Genomic DNA, 20,640 nt, shown 5'->3' on the forward strand with positions numbered 1-20,640 from the left:
TGATCACCCACAACACCACAGCCACTACCAATGACATCGGTGCACCAGCAGAATACGACACCGCCATCGACACCAGCTACCAACACAACCTCGGCATCCAAAAAGGCTGGATCAAATAACCGCAACACGCCCGGAAAAGACACACTTTTCTTTACTTAACCCGATTTCCCTGTAGCTCGCAAACCGGGAACAAAACGCCCCGCCCAGTGAATCCCTAACTACAGCCGGGCAATGTGCCTGCGCCACTTGACCCCTTACTCCCCTTTCGAATCCCAGGAACCTAGACAGATGAACTCCCCCGACAAAGCTCCTAAAAACAAGCTCGCTTTCCTCCTCATCGGCGCCATTGTCCTTATCGGCATTGCTGTCGCCGCAGTTTGGTACACGACGAACGAGAAAGACCACAACCAGGACGGCGAGGCGAAACCCGCTGTGACGTCCACTGAGAACTCAGACGGTGGCACAGACGGCGAAACCTCCGAAGCTAACAGTGGCGCCATGGATTCCACTGCTTCCACGGCTCCCGCCGTTCCAGCAGCTTCCGGTGCGACGTCCGGCGCTCCGGGAATTCCCACCGACTTGGAAGATCCGAATCTCATCCCGCCCGTCGACGAATCCAAGACTCAGCAAGAAGCCGATGATGCCGCCCAGATGGCTCTAGATTTCTTCTCTTCCGAAAAGATGCTTCGCTTCCAATTGAAAATGCAAGGCTTCTCCGAGGAGCAGATTAAAAAGTCCATCGAAAAACTCGACCCAGACTGGAACCAGCAAGCTCTAAAGGCCGCGCGCAAGATCAACGAGCAGGGTCCGCCGCTGCCGAAAGACCAGCTCAAGTACATGCTGAAGGTTCATCAACGCTTTACCGAGGAGCAGGCCCAGTACGCCATCGACCACCTGTAACGCAGCCCTGCCCCCTACCCCTGCTAACCCCTACCTACCCAGCAACCTACCGAACCAACCGCTTCACGGCCTGGGATACCTCCGCCAGCTTCTCCTCGGCCTCTTCTCCCCCTGCCTCCGCGGCGTGCCGCACACAATGGTTCATGTGGTCGTCCAGCAACCCCAGCGCCACGCCCTTCAGCGCAGACTGCAAAGCACTGACCTGCGTGAGGATGTCGATGCAATACTGCTCCTCATCCACCATCCGCTGCAGCCCGCGCACCTGACCTTCGATCCGCTTCAGCCGCGCCAGGTAACGCTCCTTGTCGCTCAAGTACCCGTGCATTATTTGAATCCTTTCAGCCGCAGACTGTTGCTCACCACAAACACACTAGATAGCGCCATCGCCGCCCCGGCCAGCATCGGGTTCAGCAACCCGAATGCGGCCAGCGGGATCGCCGCGACGTTGTAGGCAAACGCCCAGAACAGGTTCATCTTGATCGTCCGCAGCGTCTTTCGTGCCAGTCGCAGCGCATCAGCCACGGCCAGCAGATCGTCGCGCATCACCGTAATGTCCGCCGCCTCAATCGCCGCGTCCGTACCCGAGCCCATCGCAATGCCCAGGTCCGCACTCGCCAGCGCCGCCGCGTCGTTCACACCGTCGCCAACCATCGCCACATTCTCCAGCGAGCGGATGTGCGCCACCTTGTCCTCCGGCATCACCCCGGCGATCACCTCGTCGATGCCGACCTCGCGCGCCACGGCGTCCGCCACCTGCTGATTATCGCCAGTCAGCAGCACGGTCTTTAAACCCATCTCGTGCATCTTCCGTACCGCTTCGGCACTGGTCGGCCGCACTGTATCGGCCACGCTGATGGTGCCGATCGCCCGCCCATCGGCGCTAATGCTGACTGTGGTTGCCTTATTTCTGGACGCCCCCTCGTCCCCCCGACCAACCCGAATCACCTGGCCGTCGACGGTTCCCTCTACGCCGTGTCCAGGCAGATTCTTAAAGCCGGAGACCTCCGGCAGACTGCCGATTTCCTCCCGGCCGGCCTCTGCAATGGCCCGGCCAATGGGGTGCTCCGAGTACGCCTCCACCGCCGCAGCTGCGCGCAGAACCTCCTCGCGATTGCCGCCTGCCGGCTCCACGTCGACTACCCGCATTGTGCCCGTCGTCACCGTGCCGGTCTTATCCATCACAACGGTAGTGATGGCATGCGCACCCTCCAAAACCTCGGGTCCGCGAATCAGAATGCCCTGCTCGGCCCCACGGCCCGTGCCAACCAGCAAGGCTGTGGGCGTCGCTAAACCAAGGGCGCAAGGGCACGCGATAATCAGCACCGCGACCGCATTGCTGAAGCCCGCGAACAGCAGCGTTAACAGCGCAATCACGATGACGACCGGAACGAAAATGCCGGAGACCTTATCGGCCAGGCGCTGCACGTCGGCCTTACCAGACTGGGCCTCGTCGATCAGCTTCGCCATCTGCGCGAGTTTCGTCTGCTCGCCCACATGGGTTGCCTCCACAACTAGGCGACCGGAGGTGTTGATGGTGGCACCCGTGACCTCATCGCCGGGGCCAACGTCAACTGGTACGGACTCGCCGGTGAGCATGGACTGATCAATGGCGGACGTGCCGTCCAGGATGCGGCCGTCCGTGGCGATCTTCTCGCCCGGGCGGGCCAGGAACCGGTCGCCGATCTGCAGTTGCTCGATGGGGATCAGCTGCTCCTGCGCACCAGCATCATCCACGCCACCCCGCAGCACGGTGACCTGCTTGGCGCCCATGTCCGTGAGCGCGCGGATGGCATCCCCGGCGCGCTGCTTGGAGCGCTTCTCAAAGTACCGGCCCGCCAATACGAACGTCACCACGCCCGCAGCGACCTCGAAGTAGATGTCCCCCATCGGGTCGCCCGCATGGTTCAGGATGGACCAGCCGTGGCGCATGCCGGGATCGCCAGCGTGGCCGAAGAACAGCGCATACAGCGACCACAGATAGGCCGCCGAGGTGCCGACGGTGATGAGGGTATCCATCGTCGCCGCACCGTGCTTCAGGTTCACCCACGTGGCCTTGTGGAAAGGCCAGCCCGCCCACAAGATCACCGGGGTGGCCAGGGCGAAGCTGATCCACTGCCAGTAGTCGAACTGCAGCGGCGGGATCATCGCCAGCAGGATAACCGGGGTGGCCAACGCGATGGCGACCACTAGGCGGCGCTTCAGGCCGCGCAGCTCCTTGGCGGCCGGGTCGTCGGCGGGTGCTACCGGCGCGGGCACGCTACCGCCGTAGCCGAGCTTCTCCACAATGGCGATGTAGGCGTTCGCGTCAGTGGCCGCCCCCTCCCCCGTTTCAATGTGCGCCTTCTCGGTGGCGTAGTTGACGGTGGCAGTCACGCCCTCCTGCTTGTTTAGCTTCTTCTCAATGCGATTCGCACAAGAAGCGCAGGTCATACCTGTGATGTCAAGATCTATTATAGCCATGCCCCCAGTATACCCCTAGGGGGTATCAGTATCCACGTTCGATGTACTCCTCGATGCGCGCGGCCTCAGCACCCACTGTGGTGGTATCGCCGTGGCCGGGGTACACCTTCATATCGTGCGGCAGCTTAAACACCGTCGACTGCAGCGATTCGATGATCGTCGGGAAGCTGGAGTATTTGCGTCCCGTTGCTCCCGGCCCACCGTTGAACAGCGTGTCGCCGGATAGCAGCGCGTTGCGCCCCGGAACTTCTACGACAATGCAGCCCGGCGAATGCCCCGGGGTGTGGAACAGGCGCACGCCCCAATTCGCCCAGCGCGGGTCCGCTGCGTCGATTGGGGTGAAGGGGGCATCGCCATTGGATTCCTCCCACAGCATCTGGTCGTTCGGGTGCAGGTAGACCTCTACGCCCCACTTCTGCGCCAGCTCCGGGGCCAGCTCGCAGTGGTCGTTGTGCGCATGGGTCAGCAGAATCGCTTCCACGGTGCGGTCGCCTACGTGGTCGATCACTGCCTGCGCGTCGTGTGCCGGATCCACCACGATGCAACGGTCGCCCTCGGCAAGCAGGTAGACGTTGTTATCCACGTCCCACTCGCCGCCGTCTAGCCGGAACTTCCCGGAGGTCACAAACTGCTCGATCTGCGGGTTTTCAAACTTCTGCTCGCTCATGTCTTACCTCTCTTGGTCTCTGACGCTGCGTCGTGCGCGGCTTACTTGAACTCCACTACGGAACGCAGAACCTCGCCCTGCTTCATCTTCTCGAAGGCCTCTTCCACCCCATCAATGCCAATGCGCTCATCCACGAAGCGATCCAGCGGGAAGCGACCCTCCTGGTACAGGTCCACATACATAGGGAAGTCGCGTTCCGGCAGGCAGTCGCCATACCAAGAGGACTTCAGCGCACCACCGTGGCTGAACACGTCCAGGAACGGCAGCTCCAGAGTCATCTCCGGAGTCGGCACGCCCACCAGCACCACACGGCCAGCCAGGTCTCGCAGGTAGAACGCCTGCTTAAACGTCTGCGGCACGCCCACGGCGTCCACCACCACGTCCACGCCGAATCCCCCGTTGATCTCCTGGACCTTCGCCACCAGCTCTTCGTCCGAAAGCTCCGAGCTGTTGATCGTGTGAGTTGCACCGAACTCCTCAACGGCACGGGCGAGTTTGGCGTCCGAAATATCGATAGCAATGATCTTCGTCGCACCTGCAACGGCTGCACCGGCGATCGCGGCCATGCCCACGCCACCTACACCGATGACGGCGATGGATTCGCCGCGCTTGACCTCACCGGTGTTCACTGCGGCACCGAGACCGGCCATGACGCCACATCCCAGCAGACCCGCAACGGCAGGATCGGCATCCGGATTCACCTTGGTGCACTGTCCTTCGTGAACCAGCGTCTTTTCAGCGAAAGCTCCAATACCCAGGGCGGCCTCTAGCTCCGTGCCATCGGCCAGGGTCATCTTCTTCGAGGCATTGTGGGTATCGAAGCAGTACTTCGGCTCGCCCTTCTTGCAGGCGCGACACTGGCCGCACACGGCGCGCCAGTTCAGCACCACATAGTCGCCGACCTCCACGTGGGTCACGCGGTCACCGACCTGCTCAACCACGCCGGCGGCCTCATGCCCCAGCAAGAATGGGTAGTCGTCGGTGATGCCGCCATCGCGGTAGGCCAGGTCGGTGTGGCACACGCCGCAGGCCTGGATGCGCACGATCACGTCGTTATCGCCCGGGTCGGGAATCACAATGTCGGTCAGTTCGACGGGTTCGTTTTTCGCGCGGGAAATTACCGCTTTAACAGTTGTAGTCATGTCACCCACTGTACAAGCTTCTGTGCCTTTGGTGGGTTCGCGTAAACTTGAGCTATTAGCTAACGCAACCAACGCAAACCTCCAAGGAGCCAACATGATCCAGCTCGTCGTCGGCGCCGCCGCGGGTTACTTGATGGGCACGAAGGCCGGTCGCCGTCGCTACGAACAGATCCGCCGTGGCTATCAGACCGCAGTGAACTCGGATATCACCAAGGCAGTTGTGCGTTCCGGCCGTAAGGCACTGGCCAACCGGCTGGATCCGGAACCGCGCATGCACGAGGTGCGCGATCTGAACCGCTCTACCCGCGATTCCCTGGGTGAGGGCCACACCATCGTCGAGGCGGATTATGTGCACCCAAATGACCGCATTGAACCGCCCAAGAGAGCGCCAAAGAACCCCTTTAAGTGAACATCGGAACACTCGCGCTCGCGACGTGAGTGAAGCGTCCTGGGTTTAGTCCCCTTCCTTACCTGAGGTAGGAACTAACCCCAGGACGCTTCACCACTGCAAACCAAAAGGTTAAACTGGCGAAATGACCATGTCCATTGACTATGTGCGCTGGATTGGAATTGCAGCGTGGACCAGTGGTTTAGCCATCCCACGAAACTGCCAGGCGTTGGCTGTTCTTCCGGGGGATTCTCCCGGAAGAATCTTGATCCAGAGCGCCGGGGGACGCGCCACAACATTCGAAGACATTGAGCGTGAGTACACACATATCCAGTGGTTGCTAGCCGGAGCTCCTAGTGATGAATCTGCGCTGGATTATGTGTACCACCAGCAGCTCTGCTTAACGCATTATGAGCTCCTCGACCATGACTTCGCCATCCTGGATGTCAGCGATGGCGCGTGCGGGAGCAAGAACTACGCCTTCAGGCAGTCGTCTGCCGCTGATCGACGCCCCGACTACAGTCCCAAGGCAGCATTAGCTGCAGCTCAGCGCCTCAGCAACTCCGCAATAGGATCGGCTCTTTTAGAACATATTCCTGCCTGGAATATGGCCGAGTCATTAGGACTGCTAGCTCTTGCTGTTCGTGAATACTTCACGGGCGCGGTAGTACGGGAACTTACTCGGAAGTATGTAAAGGATCTTCGTTCGGATTCTCTAAACACCCAGGAAGTTCTCGGTTGTGGCCGCCTCGCCTATAGCGTGGCGTTTAAAGTTAATGATGACTCTGCAACCACCGCTCCGGTGATCACCCTGCACGTTCAGAAAGATGATCCTCTTTTCACAGAATCTGTGTTGAGGCACATCGTTGACCGGGCACAGGCCTTCGCTAGCGCATGTGGAAGTGACGTTCATTGTGGGGCGGTATTCCAGAACATCATTTTCCACCAGGCGTTCCCTAGCACCGTCCATGAACCGGATGCTGAAGAAACGCCAATCATTCTGTACCGGATCCCGCTCAGCACTGATCTTCTCCCTGTCCAATCCTTAACGCAGGTGTTGGGTGACAGCGCCGCCCGCACAGCCGATGACGCACTGAGAGAACCTCCCCAACGGACTTCGCTCAGTATTCGTCGGCTCCCAGATAGCGGCATCATCCGGGTACGCAGCTTCATCCCAGGAACAAGCATCGTCGATCGTGCAATTCACCGCGGCGGCTATCTCGCATCATCGGAACTTGTTTCTAAGTTACAACAGGAAAAGGCGATGGCTGATCCTGATTGTCTCGCCGCAGCTGTAACACCGGCGCTGATCTGGGAATCTCTCAGCACTTGGGGTCTCGCATCCGGCAGCACTGCAAGTTCAGTGTGTTCCGTGCTTAGCGTGCGTGCCAATAGCATCTCCGCTGTGGAAGGTTCCATTCATCAACCACTGTTGACAGTTGAGGTCGATGCGCAGGCGCCACTCGGCACTGTGGCACATGACGTGTGTGATGTTCTCGGTGACCTGGGCATCGATTCCTTTACGGACTTCCCGATTGAGTTACTGTGGTTCGATCCGCAGAAACAGGCCGGCGTCAGCACCTCCTCTCCCAACGCTGCACCCGCACCACAGGCCACGTCGCTGGAACTCCCCGTCTTATGGCCCCGTGCGTTAGGGGCACGATCAATAGCTGCCACAAATCAGGCGCTCGCGCTCGCCGCCGTTCGCCGAGCTCTGCGCCACTGTTGCACTAAAGGCCTGTCATGGATCGGGGTTGCTCATGCTAGAAAAACCTCTGCCTGTGGGAGGCCTCTGATTAGGGTGGCGGTCGCGTTCGAGTCTGAATACGCAGACAGAGTGGCTGTCAATCAGGAATTGTCCCTCGCAGTGAATGCGGTTTTTGCCGAAAACTCTATCGGTCCACATGTCACGTGCGAGGTTATCGATGCTAACCAAATAACCGACGTTTCAGCGTGGGTCACGGCGGCTGGGTATCATCCCGTTACTGGTTTCCTGCCTGCATATATTCAGCTTGAACACCTCAACACCGGCTATGCACCAAATTCTTGATCGATATCACCCGAGGTCAGATACCCATGCTGGGGTGGTCTGAGAATTAGGGGCAGTAGGCTTAAGCGACTGCCTGCTGTTCCTTCTTCCAATTCTCTGTATACCTGCCCGGGCTGAGATAGCCCAACGCCGAGTGCGGATGTTCAGTATTGTACCGGCGGGATAAATGCCATGATCGGCAACATCAACCATCCAGGTGCGGATGGAACCGCGATCGAGTGGCGCTACAGGATTTGAATTAAGAAGAAGCGTTAGCGCATAAGTTTTCCTAGCAGTTTTACTAGCGCGTAAAGTCGCCGAAATCCGCCGCGCGCTCATGCAGCGAGCGCCGGTATTTCTCCAGCGCAATCACATCCGCAAACAGCGCATTGTACTCCTCTTTCTGCAGGTCGGGGCGCATACGCTGCATTCTGGACTTCATATCCGCGATCTCGCTGCCCACCCAGCGTTCCTGCATCCGCGCCATGATCGCATCGGCGTAATAGGGCAGCCGTTCCGGCGGGCAATGCAGATCCTCCACCGCCAGCTCCGAAACCACAGCCGCCCCCATCGGGTCCTGCATCTGGGTTGCGATCTTTTCAATCCAACCTGGCCCACCGTCGTTGTTCGCCGCCCCTCCGAGCGACGCCACCGCCTCCGCCATCGCCACGTATGTCGGATGCACAAAGCTCTCCGGGGGCATGAGGTCGAAAATGGTGGAAGCCAGCTGCGGTTCCTGCAAAGCTAGCTTCATTACCTCGCGCGGACCTTCCAAAAAGTCATCGTTCGGATTGGGGCGTTCCATGCCCTTGACCACGTGCAAGTTGGGGCCGGTTGCATTTCCTGCACCGCCAGCGCCAGTACCACTCTGGGTTGCCACGCCATTAGCCTGGCCGGCGCCCTTCTTCAGCTTAAGGTTAGGCCGCTGTCCGCCGGACTTTCGCGCCTCCTTGCGCACCTCGTCCAGAACATCATTGGGGTTATCCCAGCCCACCCAGCCCGCGGCCTGGCGCGCGTATTCATCGCGCAGCGCCTCATCCTTAATTCCCGCGAGCACCGGCACCATGCGCCGCAATGCGTGCACTCGGCCATCAATGCTGGCCGTATCGTAATCCGCGATAAGCGTGCGGATCACGAACTCGAACATCGGAATGCGGGAGGCCACCAGCTCACGTACTGCCGCATCCCCGCGCTTAATGCGCACATCACAGGGATCCTGCCCGCCCGGTGCGACCGTCACATAGCTCCGACCTGCGAATTGCTGGTCCCCCTCGAAGGCACGCATCGCTGCCTTTTGTCCGGCCTCATCACCGTCGAAGGTGTAAATGATCTCCCCGCGGAAGAACTGGTCGTCCAGCATAAACCTCCGCAGGGCTGCCAAGTGCTCCCCACCGAACGCGGTACCACAGGCAGCTACTGCGGTATCCACCCCGGCGGCATGCATGGCCATGACATCCGTGTAGCCCTCCACCACTACGGCCTGGTGCTTGGCCACGATATTTCGCTTCGCCTGGTCGATACCAAACAGCACCTTCGACTTCTTGTACAGCATCGTCTCTGGTGTATTCAGGTATTTACCCAGCTTGTCATCATCGAAAAGCTTGCGGGCACCGAAGCCAATCACATCGCCACTGACCGAGCGAATAGGCCACAGCAGACGACGGTGGAAGCGGTCGATCGGGCCACGCTTGCCCATGCGACCCAGACCCGCCGCCTCGATCTCCTTGAAGGAAAAACCCTTCTGCTGCAAATGCTTGGTCAGCCGATCCCACCCGGCTGGTGCATACCCGCAGCCAAACTGCTCGGCGTGTTCCAGGGTGAAACCTCGCTCCAAAAGGAAATTACGGGCGACATCCGCGCCTTCGGCGTCACCAAGAAACTCCTTGCGGTAGAAATCAAAGGCCGCCTTGTTCGCAGCGACCAACCTGCGCCGCGTACCGGGCTCCTCACGATTGCCCGGCCCGCCGCCTTCGTAGTTGATGCGGTAGCCGATGCGCTCGGCGCACGCTTCCACGGCCTCGGGAAAAGACATGTGTTCCATCAGCATAAGGAACTTGAAGACGTCGCCGCCCTGGTCCGTGGAGAAACAGTGGAAGTAGCCGTGGTTCGGGCGGACGTGGAACGAGGGAGTCTTTTCATCTTTAAAGGGGCTAAGGCCCTTCATGGAATCGACGCCACCCGGTTTGAGCTGCACATACTCCCCCACTACCTCTTCGATGGGGGTTTGCTCTCGAATTGCTTCGATATCCCGCTCCGGAATCCTGCCCTTAGCCATAGCCACATGCTAGTACAACCCCCGGACAGCCTGGATCGGGCAGCATTCCGGCGCCGGAAAGCTATTTTTCTTAAACAACACATCACGGCTATTCGTGGCGCTAACGTGATCAAAATAGGATCTACATCACACAAATGGAAGAGGGATGGTTGACTACCATGTCCAGCTCGACGACTAATGCAACGCCGAACCCAGCACCGAACTCACTCAACTCCACCGGCGCAGCCGACTCTGCTGAAACAAACGGCGGCGCCACCCCTGCCAATCACTACGATGTGCTGGTTATCGGCTCCGGCTTCGGCGGCTCCACCACCGCCCTGCGGTTGGTGGAGAAAGGATACAAGGTCGGCATCCTCGAAGCCGGTCGGCGTTTCAAGGACGAGGAGTTCGCCAAGAACTCCTGGCACCTCAAAGACTTCCTGTGGATGCCACACATCGGCTTGTACGGCATTCAGCGCATCCACCTACTCAAAGACGTCATGATCCTCGCCGGCGCAGGCGTCGGCGGCGGCTCGCTGAACTACGCCAACACCCTCTACCAACCGGGCGAAGCCTACTTTAACGACAAGCAGTGGAACACCATTACCGACTGGGAAGACGAGCTCACTCCCTACTACAAGCAGGCGCAGAAGATGCTCGGCGTGGTGGAAAACCCCACCATGACCCCCGCCGATGTGTACTCCAAAAAGGTAGCCGAGGAGATGGGCGTGGGCCACACATTCCGCATGGCTCCCGTCGGAGTCTTCTTTGGAGAAAAGGTCGGGTTGAAAGGTAAGCCGCGAGAGACTGTGGCTGACCCCTACTTTGGTGGCGTCGGCCCCGATAGAACCGCCTGCCACGAGTGCGGCGAGTGCATGACCGGCTGCCGTCACGGGGCGAAAAACACCCTGCTGAAGAACTACCTCTACCTGGCCGAAAAAGGTGGGGCGAAGGTGCACGACCGCACCACCGTCACCGACATTACCTTCGACGGCACCACCTGGACAGTGCAGGCCAAGCAGACCGGGCCGATCACCAAACGCAACCCCCAAACCAGTACGTTTACCGCCGATAATCTTGTGGTTGCCGCAGGCACTTGGGGTACCCAGAACCTGCTGCACCGCCAGAAGGCCAATGGCAACCTGCCGAAGCTATCGGACAAACTGGGGCACCTCACACGCACGAACTCCGAAGCACTGCTGGGCGCGAATCGCTCCAACTACTCCCCTGACACGGATTTCTCGGAGGGCGTGGCCATCACCTCGTCCTACTTCCCCGCCCCGGATACGCACATCGAGCCGGTTCGCTACGGCAAGGGCTCCAACGCCATGGGCTTGCTGCAGACCCTGATGACCGATGGCGATAAGCTGCAGCCACGCATCCTGGAGTTCATCAAGCAGATCTTCCTGCAATACAAAGCCATTCCGCGCCTGATTAACCTCAACAGGTGGTCGCAGCGTACCGTCATCAACCTGGTGATGCAGACCCGAGATAACTCGCTACGCACGTTCCTCCGCAAGGTCGGCCCGTTCAACATGCTGAGCTCCGAACAAGGCACCGGCGAGCCCAACCCCACATGGATCCCAGAGGGCAACGCCGCCACCCGCATCCTCGCGAAGATGCTTCCGAAGGGCGTGGCCGGTGGCGTGTGGTCGGAGGTCTTTAATATTCCGCTGACCGCGCACTTCCTGGGCGGCTGCGTTATCGGCTCTTCTCCTGAGCACGGCGTGGTGGACCCGTATCACCGTGCGTGGGGCTACCCGAGTTTGTTCATTACCGACGGTTCGGCAATTACCGCGAACCCGGGCGTGAACCCCTCCCTTTCCATCACCGCCAATGCCGAACGCGCCGCCGCCATGTGGCCGAACAAGGGCGAAGCTGACCCGCGTCCCCCGCAGTCCGAGGGCTACCGGCGTATCGACCCGGTGCAGCCGAAGAATCCGATGGTTCCAGACGACGCTCCAGCCGCTCTCCGCCTGCCTCTGCGCGTGCTCTAAACTCTTCCCTATGTCTCAGGGAAGTTTGCAGCAGCTGTTGCCCAAAAAGTGGGCCAAGTACGCTACCCCGGTCGTCGGCGCGGCCATCGTCGCGGCTGGTTGGTTCGGCATTCAAGGTGGGGACGACAACGGCGGTTCTAGCGGTTCACAAAAAGCTGGTGCTTCTAGTAGCGACGCCGACACCTGCACCGTCGACGCCCTCCCACCGGAGGCTAAGAAGCAGATCGACGATATCTTGCAGGACGCCCCGCCAGACGACGGGGAGGCCGACGGCAAGCACTTCGGCAACTACGAGGGTCTGCTGCCGAAAAAGAAGAGCAGCTACTACCGCGAATACACGGTGAAGACCCCGGGGATTAACCACCGTGGCGAGCGCCGCATCGTCGTCGGCGGGGGCACCAAGACTGATCCGGAGGTGTGGTACTACACCTCCGACCACTTCGAGAGCTTCTGCACCATCCCCGACGCAGAGGACTAGCGAGGGCGCTCAGCCCACGCTGGCCTTCCTGCCTAGGCCCAGGCCGCACTCATCCCACTGGCATGCTTGTCCAGCCGCTCAAGTCGGGATTCCGTCAGCGACGCAACCTGGTCAATGACTACGCGTAGTGCTTCGCGATCGGAGGCGGCGGCGTCAAACCACGAAGAGAACATCGGATCCAACGCGCCCGAACCGCCGCGCCACAGGTAGTCCGTGACGCGGAAGATGCGCTCGCGCTGGCGCTGCTGGTTAGCCAGATGCTGGGTTTCGTCCATCACGTAAAGCACCGCGACGGACTTCAACAGCGTGACCTCGGCCTGGACGGGCTGCGGGATCACCAGATCAGCAGCGTAGCGGCCCAGCGCACCCTCTCCGAACTGCTGGCGCGTACCCGTCACCGCAGCAGTGACGAAGCGGGAAACCAACTCAGAGGTCATGGCCTTCAACGCCGCCAGATCCTGCAGCGAACCGCCGAAATCCGCAGCGCGGGAGACGAGGGTCATGGCTCGCAAGCGGTCGGCTGCCTCCAACAGCTCCTCCGGGGTGCCACCGAAAACACGGGCACCCTTTTCGGCCAGAGCCGCCAGCTCCACCAGATCCCACAGCACATTTAGGTTGATGCGCCGGGAAAGAATGCCATCCTCCACGTCGTGCACTGAATACGCCACATCGTCGGACCAATCCATGATCTGCGCTTCCAGACACTTCCGGCCCTCCGGGGCGCCTTCGCGGATCCACGTTAGGGTTCCCACGTCCTCCGCATAGGCGGAGTACTTAGTGCGCTTGTTGCCCTGCTCGTCGACCGGCCCCCAGGGGTATTTGCAGGCGGCATCCAGGCTCGCGCGGGTGAGGTTCAGGCCGTAGGACACGGGCGCGCCTCCCGCGGAATCATCTGTGCCCTCCAGCACCTTCGGCTCTAGCCGAGCCAGAATGCGCAGCGTCTGCGCATTGCCTTCAAAGCCTCCGCACTCGGCGGCAGCCTCATCCAGCGCGCGTTCGCCATTGTGGCCATACGGCGGATGCCCGATGTCATGGCTCAAGCCCGCCAGCTCCGTCAGATCCGGGTCTGCGCCAAGGGTCTTGCCGATCCCCCGGGCAATCTGCGCCACCTCCAGCGAGTGTGTCAGCCTCGTACGTGGTGTATCCCCCGACCCCGGCCCCACCACCTGGGTCTTATCCGCCAATCGCCGCAGCGCTGCGGAGTGCAGCACACGCGCCCGGTCGCGGTCGAAGCTATCGCGCCCGTCCACCACCGCTCCGGGCAGCCCCAGAGTTTTCGGCCTATCGGGCAGCCGCCGCTGGCGGTCGTGATCGCTGTAGGAGTAACGCATAACTTCTTTCTTATTTCTCAAAGGCCTCGTAATACAGCATGCCTAAGGTCTCGTGCAGGATCGAGTTGAACTGCGAACTGCGGGTAAACACCGACGGCCCCTGGCGCGTCGGGCTCGCCCATGCATTCATTCCTTGGTCGCGCACCATACGGGTGGCGCGCAATGAGTGCGCTGGATCTGTCACCACTACAGATGACTGCCAACCATTTTCCTTTGCCACGTCGGCGAAAGCCTTCGCGGAGGCCAGCGTATCGGCACCCTCTGCCACCGAAACCACTGCCGATTCCGGGATATCGAAGTTCTCTACCAAGTAGTTCTTACCCGACTCGGCCTCGGTGAATTCGTCGCCCTCGGCCTTGCCGCCGACGGTGACGATCGTCGGAGCCACTCCCTCCTCATACAGCTTCGCTGCGTGGTTTAGCCTTGAGGCGAACCAGTTCGATGGATTGCCGTCATACTGCGCCGCGCCGAGTACAAAGATCGTATCCGCAGGTCGCCGGTCATCCGACCGGGCAAAGTGCCACACTTGAAAGGCCGTCACTCCACACACTCCCGCTGCGATCAGGATGATGCTCAGCAGCGTGATGAAGAAATACTTCACCGCGCGCCTCGCCGGATGCCGTGCTTTTGCCATGCGCAAAACCATACGCGGTTTCCCCTGTCTTTTTGGTTAAGGTGGGCTGTATGAAACCGACTTTTTCCCCTACTCGTTTCCTGGCGACCCTAGCCGCCGGCGCCGTGCTCGGATTTGGCTCCTTTCTTATTGACGCCCCCTCGGCCTCAGCAGCCACCGCCACCAGCGAGGTAGAGCTCTCATCCCAGCTTGTTGACAAGTCCGGGGTGTTGTCTGAAAAGGAAAAATCGGACATTTCGGCGTCATTAAAAGAAGCGACCAAGGAATCCGGCAAGAAGCTCTACATAGTCTTCGTCCCCAGCGCATCAGGTGACATCACGAAAATGGCCGAACAGCTGCGCGCACAGGACGGCACCGGCAATGTGATTGTGCTGGCCGTAGCGACGGAATCGGGACAGATCGGCTACGCCGCAGGAAACGACGTGAAGACTAGCGACGCGGAGAAGATTCAAAGCGCGGCGCGGGAGCACTTTGCCGACGATGACTGGGCCGGTGGCGCGCAAGCAGCAGTTGACAAGCTGACGGGCAAGACGTCCACGGCAACGAAAGTATGGATCGGCGCCGGAGCAGCCGGTGTAGTTGGCGCGGGCGCCGGGGCCGCGCTATGGACCCGCCGCAATCGAAAGAAGACGCACACCCAGCAGCTGGAGACAGCTCGTGAGATCGATCCGGGCAACATCGACGACCTGTACAAGCAGCCCACGGAAGTTCTGCGCGAACTGGCGGATGAGGAGCTGACCAGCACCGATGAGTCCATCCGCAAGGGTGACGAGGAGCTTTCCGTGGCCCGTGGCGAGTTCGGTGAGGAGCGGACCCGCGAGTTGGAGAAAGCTCTGAAGCACAGCCGCTCGACACTGAACAAGGCGTATAGCATTCACGAGCGGCTGCGCTCCGGGCTGGTGTCGACGGAGCCAGAGGAACGCGATCTGCTGATCGAGATTGTCTCTAGCTGTGGGCAGGCCGACGACAATCTGGATGCGCAGGCCGCCAAGTATGCAGAACTGCGCCAGAAGCTGATGAACGCGCCGGAGCTGGTGGATAAGCTAACCCAGACCAGCATTAGCCTGCACAATCGCATTCCCAATGCCCGACAGATTCTCACTGACGTTGAGACGCGGGTGGACCCGGAGCTGCTGGAATCCGTGCGCCACAACCCGGACATTGCCGAGGACGAAGTCGCGGAGGCCGAAAAGGCGATCGACACTGCACGGGGGTTGTTGGATAAGCCCGCTGGCCAGCAGGGCGGTCTGATCGACGCGCTGGGAGCGGCGCGGATGGCTTTGCAGCAGGCGGATTCGCAGCTGCTGGCGGTAGAGCGTGCGGAGGAACACCTGCGGTCGGCGCAGTCTAACCTGCCGGCACTGATTTCCGAGGTGGAAGGCGAGATTGACGAGGCCCGCCAGCTGGAGAAGTCCGGTGCGGAGATAGACCGGGCAGGATTGCAGTCGGCTGTGGGACAGGCACGTGCGGCTCTGGAGAAGGCGCGATCTTATGGGTCGACTGATCCGCTGGGGTGCTACTCCGAGCTGTTGGAAGCTGATGGTGCGCTGGATATTCAACTGGACGAAGCGCGAGGCAAGGCCGATGACTTTAACCGGACTGTGGATCTGGTGGACCGGACGATCATGGATGCATCACAGCGGTTGGAGGGCGTGGAGGATTTGATCCGCAACCGCCGGCGAATTATTGGCGTGGATACGCGCACGTCCGCGCAGGCAGCGCGAACTGCCTTGGATGAGGCGACGCGGTTGCGTGCGGAGGATCCGAAGCATGCACTGCGTGAAGCCCAGCGGGCAAGCCAGCTGGCACAACAGGCAACTCGCCAGGCGCGGAAGGACGTGAATGACTTCAATAGGCGCAATGGTGGGGGCTTCGGCGGCTATGGCAGCGGAGGCAGCGGCAACTTTGTGACCGGTATGGTTCTGGGCTCACTGCTGAGCGGAAACGGTGGTTTCGGCGGCGGTTTCGGTGGCGGCTTTGGTGGCGGTTTCGGCGGCGGGGGCGGCTTCGGCGGCGGTGACTTCGGAGGCAGCGGCTCTTCCAGCTTCTAACTGGATGGGGCTGGCGCCTCCTGCCCAAGGTCCCCGCTCGCACCAGGTCACTCAGATAAATTTTTGTCCCATTAACCCCTTCAGGAACGGGCGAGGCGGAATGCTGCCGGGTCAATATTCCCAAATGTCGCTAGATCGGGAATCTGTTATTGCGAATCATTTTCACCCAAAGAAAACAGCAGGTCAGCGAGTTGGTCGAAAAATAGAACCTGGATTCAAATTTTCAGATTCCCGATCTAGCGACATTTCCCCTCACACCCCAGCCCTCCCCACCGCACAGACTGCACACCACACCGCGCAGCCTTCAGCCACACAGCACAGCCTTCCGCCACACAGCACAAAGGCGCGCCCCGCAGGACGCGCCCCTGAAAACTAATCCCAAACAGTAGCTCGCTAGAACACCACGCGCAGCACGGAAACAGTACCGCTGGCGATAATTGCAGCAGCCGGAAGGGTGATTACCCAAGCCAGAGCGATGGGCTTCATCAGGCCCCAGTTGGCGTCCTTGTTGACCAGGCCAACGCCCAGGACAGCACCGATCAGAATGTGAGTGGAGGAAACCGGCAGCCCCAGGACGGATGCGCCCATCACCACGGCAGCTGCAGACAGCTCTGCAGCAAAACCAGAGGCCGGGTGCATCTTGGTCAGGCCGGAACCAACAGTGCGGATAACGAATCGCCCGATGAACCACAGTCCGACAATCAAGGCGACACCCATGGCAACCATGACTGGCAAAGCCACGCCAGATTCCTCAGAAATGGTGTTCGTCTTCAGCACGTCCAGCACTGCAACGAACGGCCCAAGCGCATTAGCAATGTCGTTGGATCCGTGGCTGAAAGCAAAGGCAGATGCGGTGAACACCTGCATCCAGCTGAACAGAAGGAATGTAGAACGGCTCAGAGCATGCTTCTTGAGAGTGCGCGAGAAGATGTAGACAGCCATCCAAACAACAGCTGCAACCATGCCCATGATCAGGAAGTTGCCCAAGCTGGACAGCTCCAGGTTCATGTTCTTCAGGCCCTTAAACAGCAGCATCGCGGAAATAATGATGGAACCGCCAGCGGCCAGCAGTGGCACCCAAGTGTCCAAGGCGTGGTGCGCCTCGACTTCTTCCGCAGACTTATTGATGCGGTGCAGCTTCTTGTAGTAGTCGGACTCCAGATCATCCTCTGTAAAGCCCTGCTCGCGCATCGTCGTCGAGTCACGGATCATCGCATCGGTAAGAGCCAGTCGCTCATCTTCGCTCAGCTGTCCGAAGGCCAGCTTATGCTGAATGTTCAGCTCCTTCTTTTCCTTCTTGATCTCATCGAGGCGCTGATCAGCCAGCTCGTTGTAAACAAGAATGCCGCGCTTAATTGCGCCGTAGAGAAGATATGCAACAATGCCACCAAGCGCCGGGGACAGAACCCAGGAGATTGCGATCTTGCCAACCGCACCCCACTGAACCATGGACCATCCGCCAGTGCCCGTAATGAAACCAACAGTCAAGGCAGCGCCAACGATACCTCCGACAATGGAGTGAGTAGTGGACACCGGCCACCCCATGCGGGTAGCAACCAGCAGCCATACAGCAGCGCCCAGCAGCGAGGCCATCATGATGTAGGCGAAGTTCATCGGCTCAAGGTTGTCGATCGCCCCCAAGTCGACAATGCCGGAACGAACTGTATCCGTCACCTCGCCACCAGCCAGGACAGCGCCGGAAACCTCGAAGATAGCGGCCACGACAAGAGCCTGTTTCATGCTCAAGGTGCCCGCACCCACGGAAGTACCGAAGGAGTTCGCCACGTCGTTACCACCAATATTGAACGCCATAAAGACGGCGAAAATGATGGTGGTGATTAGCACGATGAAGCTAGCGTTTTCTCCAACGTAATCATGCGCCCACAGGGTAAAAGTCACCAAAGTGACGGCCATCAAGCCGCCGAAGAATAGGTGCCACCAAGTATTATTCTCATCTTCCGGCACTGGGGTGATGCCGTCGGGCGACGCGGCAACAGCTTTTTGGGTTGTCGTCGACAAGATTCCTCCAAAACGTCAAGGTAAAAGACCATATCCACCCTGACTGATGGAGGTAAAAAGGACGAGTTCTGATAGTTAACTGCGGGGTAACGCGAATTGAACTCTTACTATCCTTTTTGCAAACATTAAGCGCTTACGATCAATACTTTAGACAAACCCAATCCAGTAGAGCACCACAATCGGAATGCACAGCAGCAGCGCAATCGTAACCGCCCACGAGGAGCTAATCATCCGCGTTTCCATGCACAACCGAGCCGCCCAGGAAACGAACACTCGCACGTCAATCGGCAGCTTCTCCCCCGGCCCTTCGAACTCCACGTGAAGGTTCCGCAGGCCGCGGTTTTCGCTGGAAAACTGCCCTGCCTTCTCACCATCAATATCGAGCACGAAGTTCTTCTTCGTCTCCGCGATAATGGCAATGCGGTGACGATCCGCCTGCACCTCATAGCGCTCCGACTTGCCGAAGCTCTTGCCGTCACCGGTCACTGTCCAGATGCCGGTCTGGGTCGTCGCAGAGGCAGTCGCTGCCTTCTTGACGCCACCTTCTGCAACCTTGCCGGCATCTTCGGCGTCGTGGCTACCTTCACCAGCCCGGGCTTTTGCATCATGGCCGTCTTTGCCACCGCGATCATCCGGGCCGTGCAGCTGCCACGTGTCACCGCCGAAACGGATGTTCGCAACTCCACGCTCGTCGGCGTACTCTGCCACCTTCACCAGGTCGTTGCTGGGACCTTCATAGATGGGGAATGTATGCCCGTCGCTCGGCAGCCCCCAGCGAATATCACTCGACATATTTAGCAGCCCGCCAGGCGCTCAGCGAAGTAGCTCTGCAGGTCTTCGATCTTGATGCGCTCCTGCTCCATTGTGTCGCGCTCGCGAACGGTCACCGCATTGTCCTCCAAGGTGTCGAAGTCGACGGTGACGCAGAACGGGGTGCCGATCTCATCCTGGCGGCGGTAGCGACGGCCAATTGCGCCGGAGGTGTCATAGTCGACATTCCAGAAGCCGCGCAGCTGATCAGCCAGCTTCTCAGCAGTCGGCGTCAGCGTCTCCTTCTTGGACAGAGGCAGAACGGCAATCTTCACAGGAGATAGACGACGATCCAGCTTCAGTACCGTGCGGGTGTCGGTTCCGCCCTTCGCATTCGGTACTTCTTCCTCCGTGTAGGCGTCAACAAGGAAGGCCATCATCGCACGACCCAGGCCGGCGGCAGGCTCGATGGTGTACGGGATCCAACGCTCTTCTGCATTCTGGTCGTAGAAGCTGAGGTCCTCGCCCGAGCCTTCGGAGTGAACACGCAGATCGTAGTCGGTGCGGTTGGCCACGCCTTCGAGCTCGCCCCACTTGGAACCGTTGAAATGGAATGCGTACTCCACGTCGACGGTGCGCTTGGAGTAGTGGGAGAGCTTTTCCTTCGGGTGCTCATATAGGCGCAGGTTGTCAGGGTTGATGCCCAAGTCGATGTACCACTGGTGGCGGTCATCGATCCAGTACTGGTGCCACTCTTCGTCCTCGCCCGGCTTGACGAAGAACTCCATCTCCATCTGCTCGAACTCGCGGGTGCGGAAGATGAAGTTACCGGGGGTGATCTCGTTACGGAAAGACTTTCCGACCTGCGCGATGCCGAAAGGTGGCTTCTGACGGGAGGTTGTCATCACGTTCTTGAAGTTCGTGAAGATACCTTGCGCGGTCTCCGGGCGCAGGTAGTGCAGGCCTTCCTCGTCGTCCACCGGCCCAAGGAAGGTCTTCAGCAGACCAGAGAACGCCTTCGGCTCGGTCCACGCGCCAGGCTGGCCGGTCTCCGGGTCGTTAATATCGGCCAGACCGTTCTCCGGTGGGCGGCCGTGCTTCTCCTCATAGGCCTCCAGCAGGTGGTCAGCACGGTAGCGCTTGTGGGTGTGCAACGACTCAACCAGCGGATCAGTGAAGACTTCAACGTGACCGGACACTTCCCACACACGCTTAGGCAGGATCACGGAAGAATCCAGGCCGACAACGTCGCGACGGGAGGTGACCATGTGGCGCCACCACTGACGCTTGATGTTCTCCTTCAACTCCACGCCAAGCGGGCCATAATCCCAGGCGGAGCGGGTTCCGCCGTAGATCTCACCGCAGGGATACACCAGACCCCTGCGCTTGGCTAGGTTGACGACGGAATCAATGGTGCTTGCCATGGTTGGCGTGTCTCCTTAGTCGGGATGGGCTTCGGAATGTGAAGGTTCAGCTTTGCAGCTGTCGTGCCCCACATCTTAGCCTGTCCCAGGCGAAAGCCAACGCTCGGGGTAGCACG

The 20,640-nt window shown here is 59.9% G+C and carries 16 protein-coding genes; 6 read left to right on the forward strand and 10 right to left on the reverse strand.

What is annotated here, in order from left to right; genetic code table 11:
* The first annotated feature begins 288 nt into the window (after window positions 1-288).
* Window positions 289-900: an Ltp family lipoprotein gene (locus tag ACWXWJ_RS09630; protein WP_473964260.1), complete on the forward strand. Its 612-nt coding sequence runs from the start codon at window positions 289-291 to the stop codon at window positions 898-900.
* Window positions 901-946: 46 nt separating this feature from the next.
* Here ACWXWJ_RS09630 and ACWXWJ_RS09635 read toward each other — a convergent pair whose 3' ends face one another.
* Genes ACWXWJ_RS09635 through ACWXWJ_RS09650 form a run of 4 tightly spaced genes read right to left on the reverse strand, consistent with a single transcriptional unit; the run spans window position 947 to window position 5,169 of the window.
* Window positions 947-1,225 carry a metal-sensitive transcriptional regulator gene (locus ACWXWJ_RS09635; RefSeq protein WP_034967151.1) on the reverse strand — a complete coding sequence of 93 codons (279 nt, stop codon included), beginning with the start codon at window positions 1,223-1,225 and terminating at the stop codon, window positions 947-949.
* A complete protein-coding gene (locus ACWXWJ_RS09640) occupies window positions 1,225-3,360 on the reverse strand; it encodes a heavy metal translocating P-type ATPase (RefSeq protein ID WP_473964261.1) in 2,136 nt (711 codons plus the stop codon). Before ACWXWJ_RS09640 ends, ACWXWJ_RS09635 begins: the two co-directional genes overlap by 1 nt.
* A gap of 25 nt (window positions 3,361-3,385) precedes the next feature.
* Window positions 3,386-4,027, reverse strand: a complete 642-nt coding sequence (locus ACWXWJ_RS09645; protein ID WP_448307253.1) for an MBL fold metallo-hydrolase — start codon at window positions 4,025-4,027, stop codon at window positions 3,386-3,388.
* Window positions 4,028-4,068: 41 nt separating this feature from the next.
* A complete protein-coding gene (locus ACWXWJ_RS09650; RefSeq protein ID WP_448307255.1) occupies window positions 4,069-5,169 on the reverse strand; it encodes an S-(hydroxymethyl)mycothiol dehydrogenase in 1,101 nt (366 codons plus the stop codon).
* Window positions 5,170-5,263: 94 nt separating this feature from the next.
* Here ACWXWJ_RS09650 and ACWXWJ_RS09655 point away from each other — a divergent pair, with 94 nt between their 5' ends.
* Both ACWXWJ_RS09655 and ACWXWJ_RS09660 read left to right on the forward strand, forming a co-directional pair.
* Window positions 5,264-5,578 (forward strand): hypothetical protein, encoded by a 315-nt coding sequence (locus ACWXWJ_RS09655; protein WP_473964262.1) that lies wholly within the window; start codon window positions 5,264-5,266, stop codon window positions 5,576-5,578.
* Between the two features lie 124 nt (window positions 5,579-5,702).
* Window positions 5,703-7,607, forward strand: coding sequence for a hypothetical protein (locus tag ACWXWJ_RS09660; protein WP_473964263.1), 1,905 nt, complete (start codon window positions 5,703-5,705; stop codon window positions 7,605-7,607).
* A gap of 280 nt (window positions 7,608-7,887) precedes the next feature.
* Here the strand turns inward: ACWXWJ_RS09660 and dnaG are convergent, their stop codons facing one another.
* On the reverse strand, window positions 7,888-9,861 hold the full coding sequence (dnaG, locus tag ACWXWJ_RS09665; protein ID WP_035002039.1) for a DNA primase: 1,974 nt from the start codon (window positions 9,859-9,861) through the stop codon (window positions 7,888-7,890).
* A 158-nt stretch (window positions 9,862-10,019) separates the two neighbouring features.
* Here dnaG and ACWXWJ_RS09670 point away from each other — a divergent pair, with 158 nt between their 5' ends.
* Window positions 10,020-11,837 (forward strand): GMC oxidoreductase, encoded by a 1,818-nt coding sequence (locus tag ACWXWJ_RS09670; protein WP_473964264.1) that lies wholly within the window; start codon window positions 10,020-10,022, stop codon window positions 11,835-11,837.
* A 10-nt stretch (window positions 11,838-11,847) separates the two neighbouring features.
* Complete coding sequence (locus ACWXWJ_RS09675; RefSeq protein ID WP_473964265.1) at window positions 11,848-12,315, forward strand: guanyl-specific ribonuclease; 468 nt, start codon at window positions 11,848-11,850, stop codon at window positions 12,313-12,315.
* Window positions 12,316-12,347: 32 nt separating this feature from the next.
* Here the strand turns inward: ACWXWJ_RS09675 and ACWXWJ_RS09680 are convergent, their stop codons facing one another.
* Together ACWXWJ_RS09680 and ACWXWJ_RS09685 are read right to left on the reverse strand one after the other, a co-directional pair.
* Window positions 12,348-13,646 (reverse strand): deoxyguanosinetriphosphate triphosphohydrolase, encoded by a 1,299-nt coding sequence (locus ACWXWJ_RS09680; RefSeq protein WP_434817286.1) that lies wholly within the window; start codon window positions 13,644-13,646, stop codon window positions 12,348-12,350.
* A 10-nt stretch (window positions 13,647-13,656) separates the two neighbouring features.
* On the reverse strand, window positions 13,657-14,280 hold the full coding sequence (locus ACWXWJ_RS09685) for a YdcF family protein (protein ID WP_448307265.1): 624 nt from the start codon (window positions 14,278-14,280) through the stop codon (window positions 13,657-13,659).
* A gap of 50 nt (window positions 14,281-14,330) precedes the next feature.
* Here ACWXWJ_RS09685 and ACWXWJ_RS09690 point away from each other — a divergent pair, with 50 nt between their 5' ends.
* On the forward strand, window positions 14,331-16,331 hold the full coding sequence (locus ACWXWJ_RS09690; protein ID WP_473964266.1) for a TPM domain-containing protein: 2,001 nt from the start codon (window positions 14,331-14,333) through the stop codon (window positions 16,329-16,331).
* 393 nt (window positions 16,332-16,724) lie between these two features.
* On the opposite strand, the gene ACWXWJ_RS09695 is transcribed toward ACWXWJ_RS09690, so the two are convergent.
* From ACWXWJ_RS09695 to ACWXWJ_RS09705, 3 genes are all read right to left on the reverse strand, one after another.
* Window positions 16,725-18,305 carry an inorganic phosphate transporter gene (locus tag ACWXWJ_RS09695; RefSeq protein WP_448307475.1) on the reverse strand — a complete coding sequence of 527 codons (1,581 nt, stop codon included), beginning with the start codon at window positions 18,303-18,305 and terminating at the stop codon, window positions 16,725-16,727.
* A gap of 192 nt (window positions 18,306-18,497) precedes the next feature.
* Window positions 18,498-19,142 (reverse strand): hypothetical protein, encoded by a 645-nt coding sequence (locus ACWXWJ_RS09700; RefSeq protein WP_473964267.1) that lies wholly within the window; start codon window positions 19,140-19,142, stop codon window positions 18,498-18,500.
* A 2-nt stretch (window positions 19,143-19,144) separates the two neighbouring features.
* On the reverse strand, window positions 19,145-20,524 hold the full coding sequence (locus ACWXWJ_RS09705) for a glycine--tRNA ligase (protein ID WP_473964268.1): 1,380 nt from the start codon (window positions 20,522-20,524) through the stop codon (window positions 19,145-19,147).
* Between the last annotated feature and the right edge of the window lie 116 nt (window positions 20,525-20,640).

The sequence above is a fragment of the Corynebacterium sp. p3-SID1761 genome (assembly GCF_055862885.1).

Excerpts from the sequence above, each read along its gene's own strand:
- ACWXWJ_RS09630 (WP_473964260.1), top strand. The coding sequence starts at position 289 with ATGAACTCCCCCGACAAAGCTCCTAAAAACAAGCTCGCTTTCCTCCTC.
- ACWXWJ_RS09635 (WP_034967151.1), bottom strand. The coding sequence starts at position 1,225 with ATGCACGGGTACTTGAGCGACAAGGAGCGTTACCTGGCGCGGCTGAAG.
- ACWXWJ_RS09640 (WP_473964261.1), bottom strand. The coding sequence starts at position 3,360 with ATGGCTATAATAGATCTTGACATCACAGGTATGACCTGCGCTTCTTGT.
- ACWXWJ_RS09645 (WP_448307253.1), bottom strand. The coding sequence starts at position 4,027 with ATGAGCGAGCAGAAGTTTGAAAACCCGCAGATCGAGCAGTTTGTGACC.
- ACWXWJ_RS09650 (WP_448307255.1), bottom strand. The coding sequence starts at position 5,169 with ATGACTACAACTGTTAAAGCGGTAATTTCCCGCGCGAAAAACGAACCC.
- ACWXWJ_RS09655 (WP_473964262.1), top strand. The coding sequence starts at position 5,264 with ATGATCCAGCTCGTCGTCGGCGCCGCCGCGGGTTACTTGATGGGCACG.
- ACWXWJ_RS09660 (WP_473964263.1), top strand. The coding sequence starts at position 5,703 with ATGACCATGTCCATTGACTATGTGCGCTGGATTGGAATTGCAGCGTGG.
- dnaG (WP_035002039.1), bottom strand. The coding sequence starts at position 9,861 with ATGGCTAAGGGCAGGATTCCGGAGCGGGATATCGAAGCAATTCGAGAG.
- ACWXWJ_RS09670 (WP_473964264.1), top strand. The coding sequence starts at position 10,020 with ATGTCCAGCTCGACGACTAATGCAACGCCGAACCCAGCACCGAACTCA.
- ACWXWJ_RS09675 (WP_473964265.1), top strand. The coding sequence starts at position 11,848 with ATGTCTCAGGGAAGTTTGCAGCAGCTGTTGCCCAAAAAGTGGGCCAAG.
- ACWXWJ_RS09680 (WP_434817286.1), bottom strand. The coding sequence starts at position 13,646 with ATGCGTTACTCCTACAGCGATCACGACCGCCAGCGGCGGCTGCCCGAT.
- ACWXWJ_RS09685 (WP_448307265.1), bottom strand. The coding sequence starts at position 14,280 with ATGGCAAAAGCACGGCATCCGGCGAGGCGCGCGGTGAAGTATTTCTTC.
- ACWXWJ_RS09690 (WP_473964266.1), top strand. The coding sequence starts at position 14,331 with ATGAAACCGACTTTTTCCCCTACTCGTTTCCTGGCGACCCTAGCCGCC.
- ACWXWJ_RS09700 (WP_473964267.1), bottom strand. The coding sequence starts at position 19,142 with ATGTCGAGTGATATTCGCTGGGGGCTGCCGAGCGACGGGCATACATTC.
- ACWXWJ_RS09705 (WP_473964268.1), bottom strand. The coding sequence starts at position 20,524 with ATGGCAAGCACCATTGATTCCGTCGTCAACCTAGCCAAGCGCAGGGGT.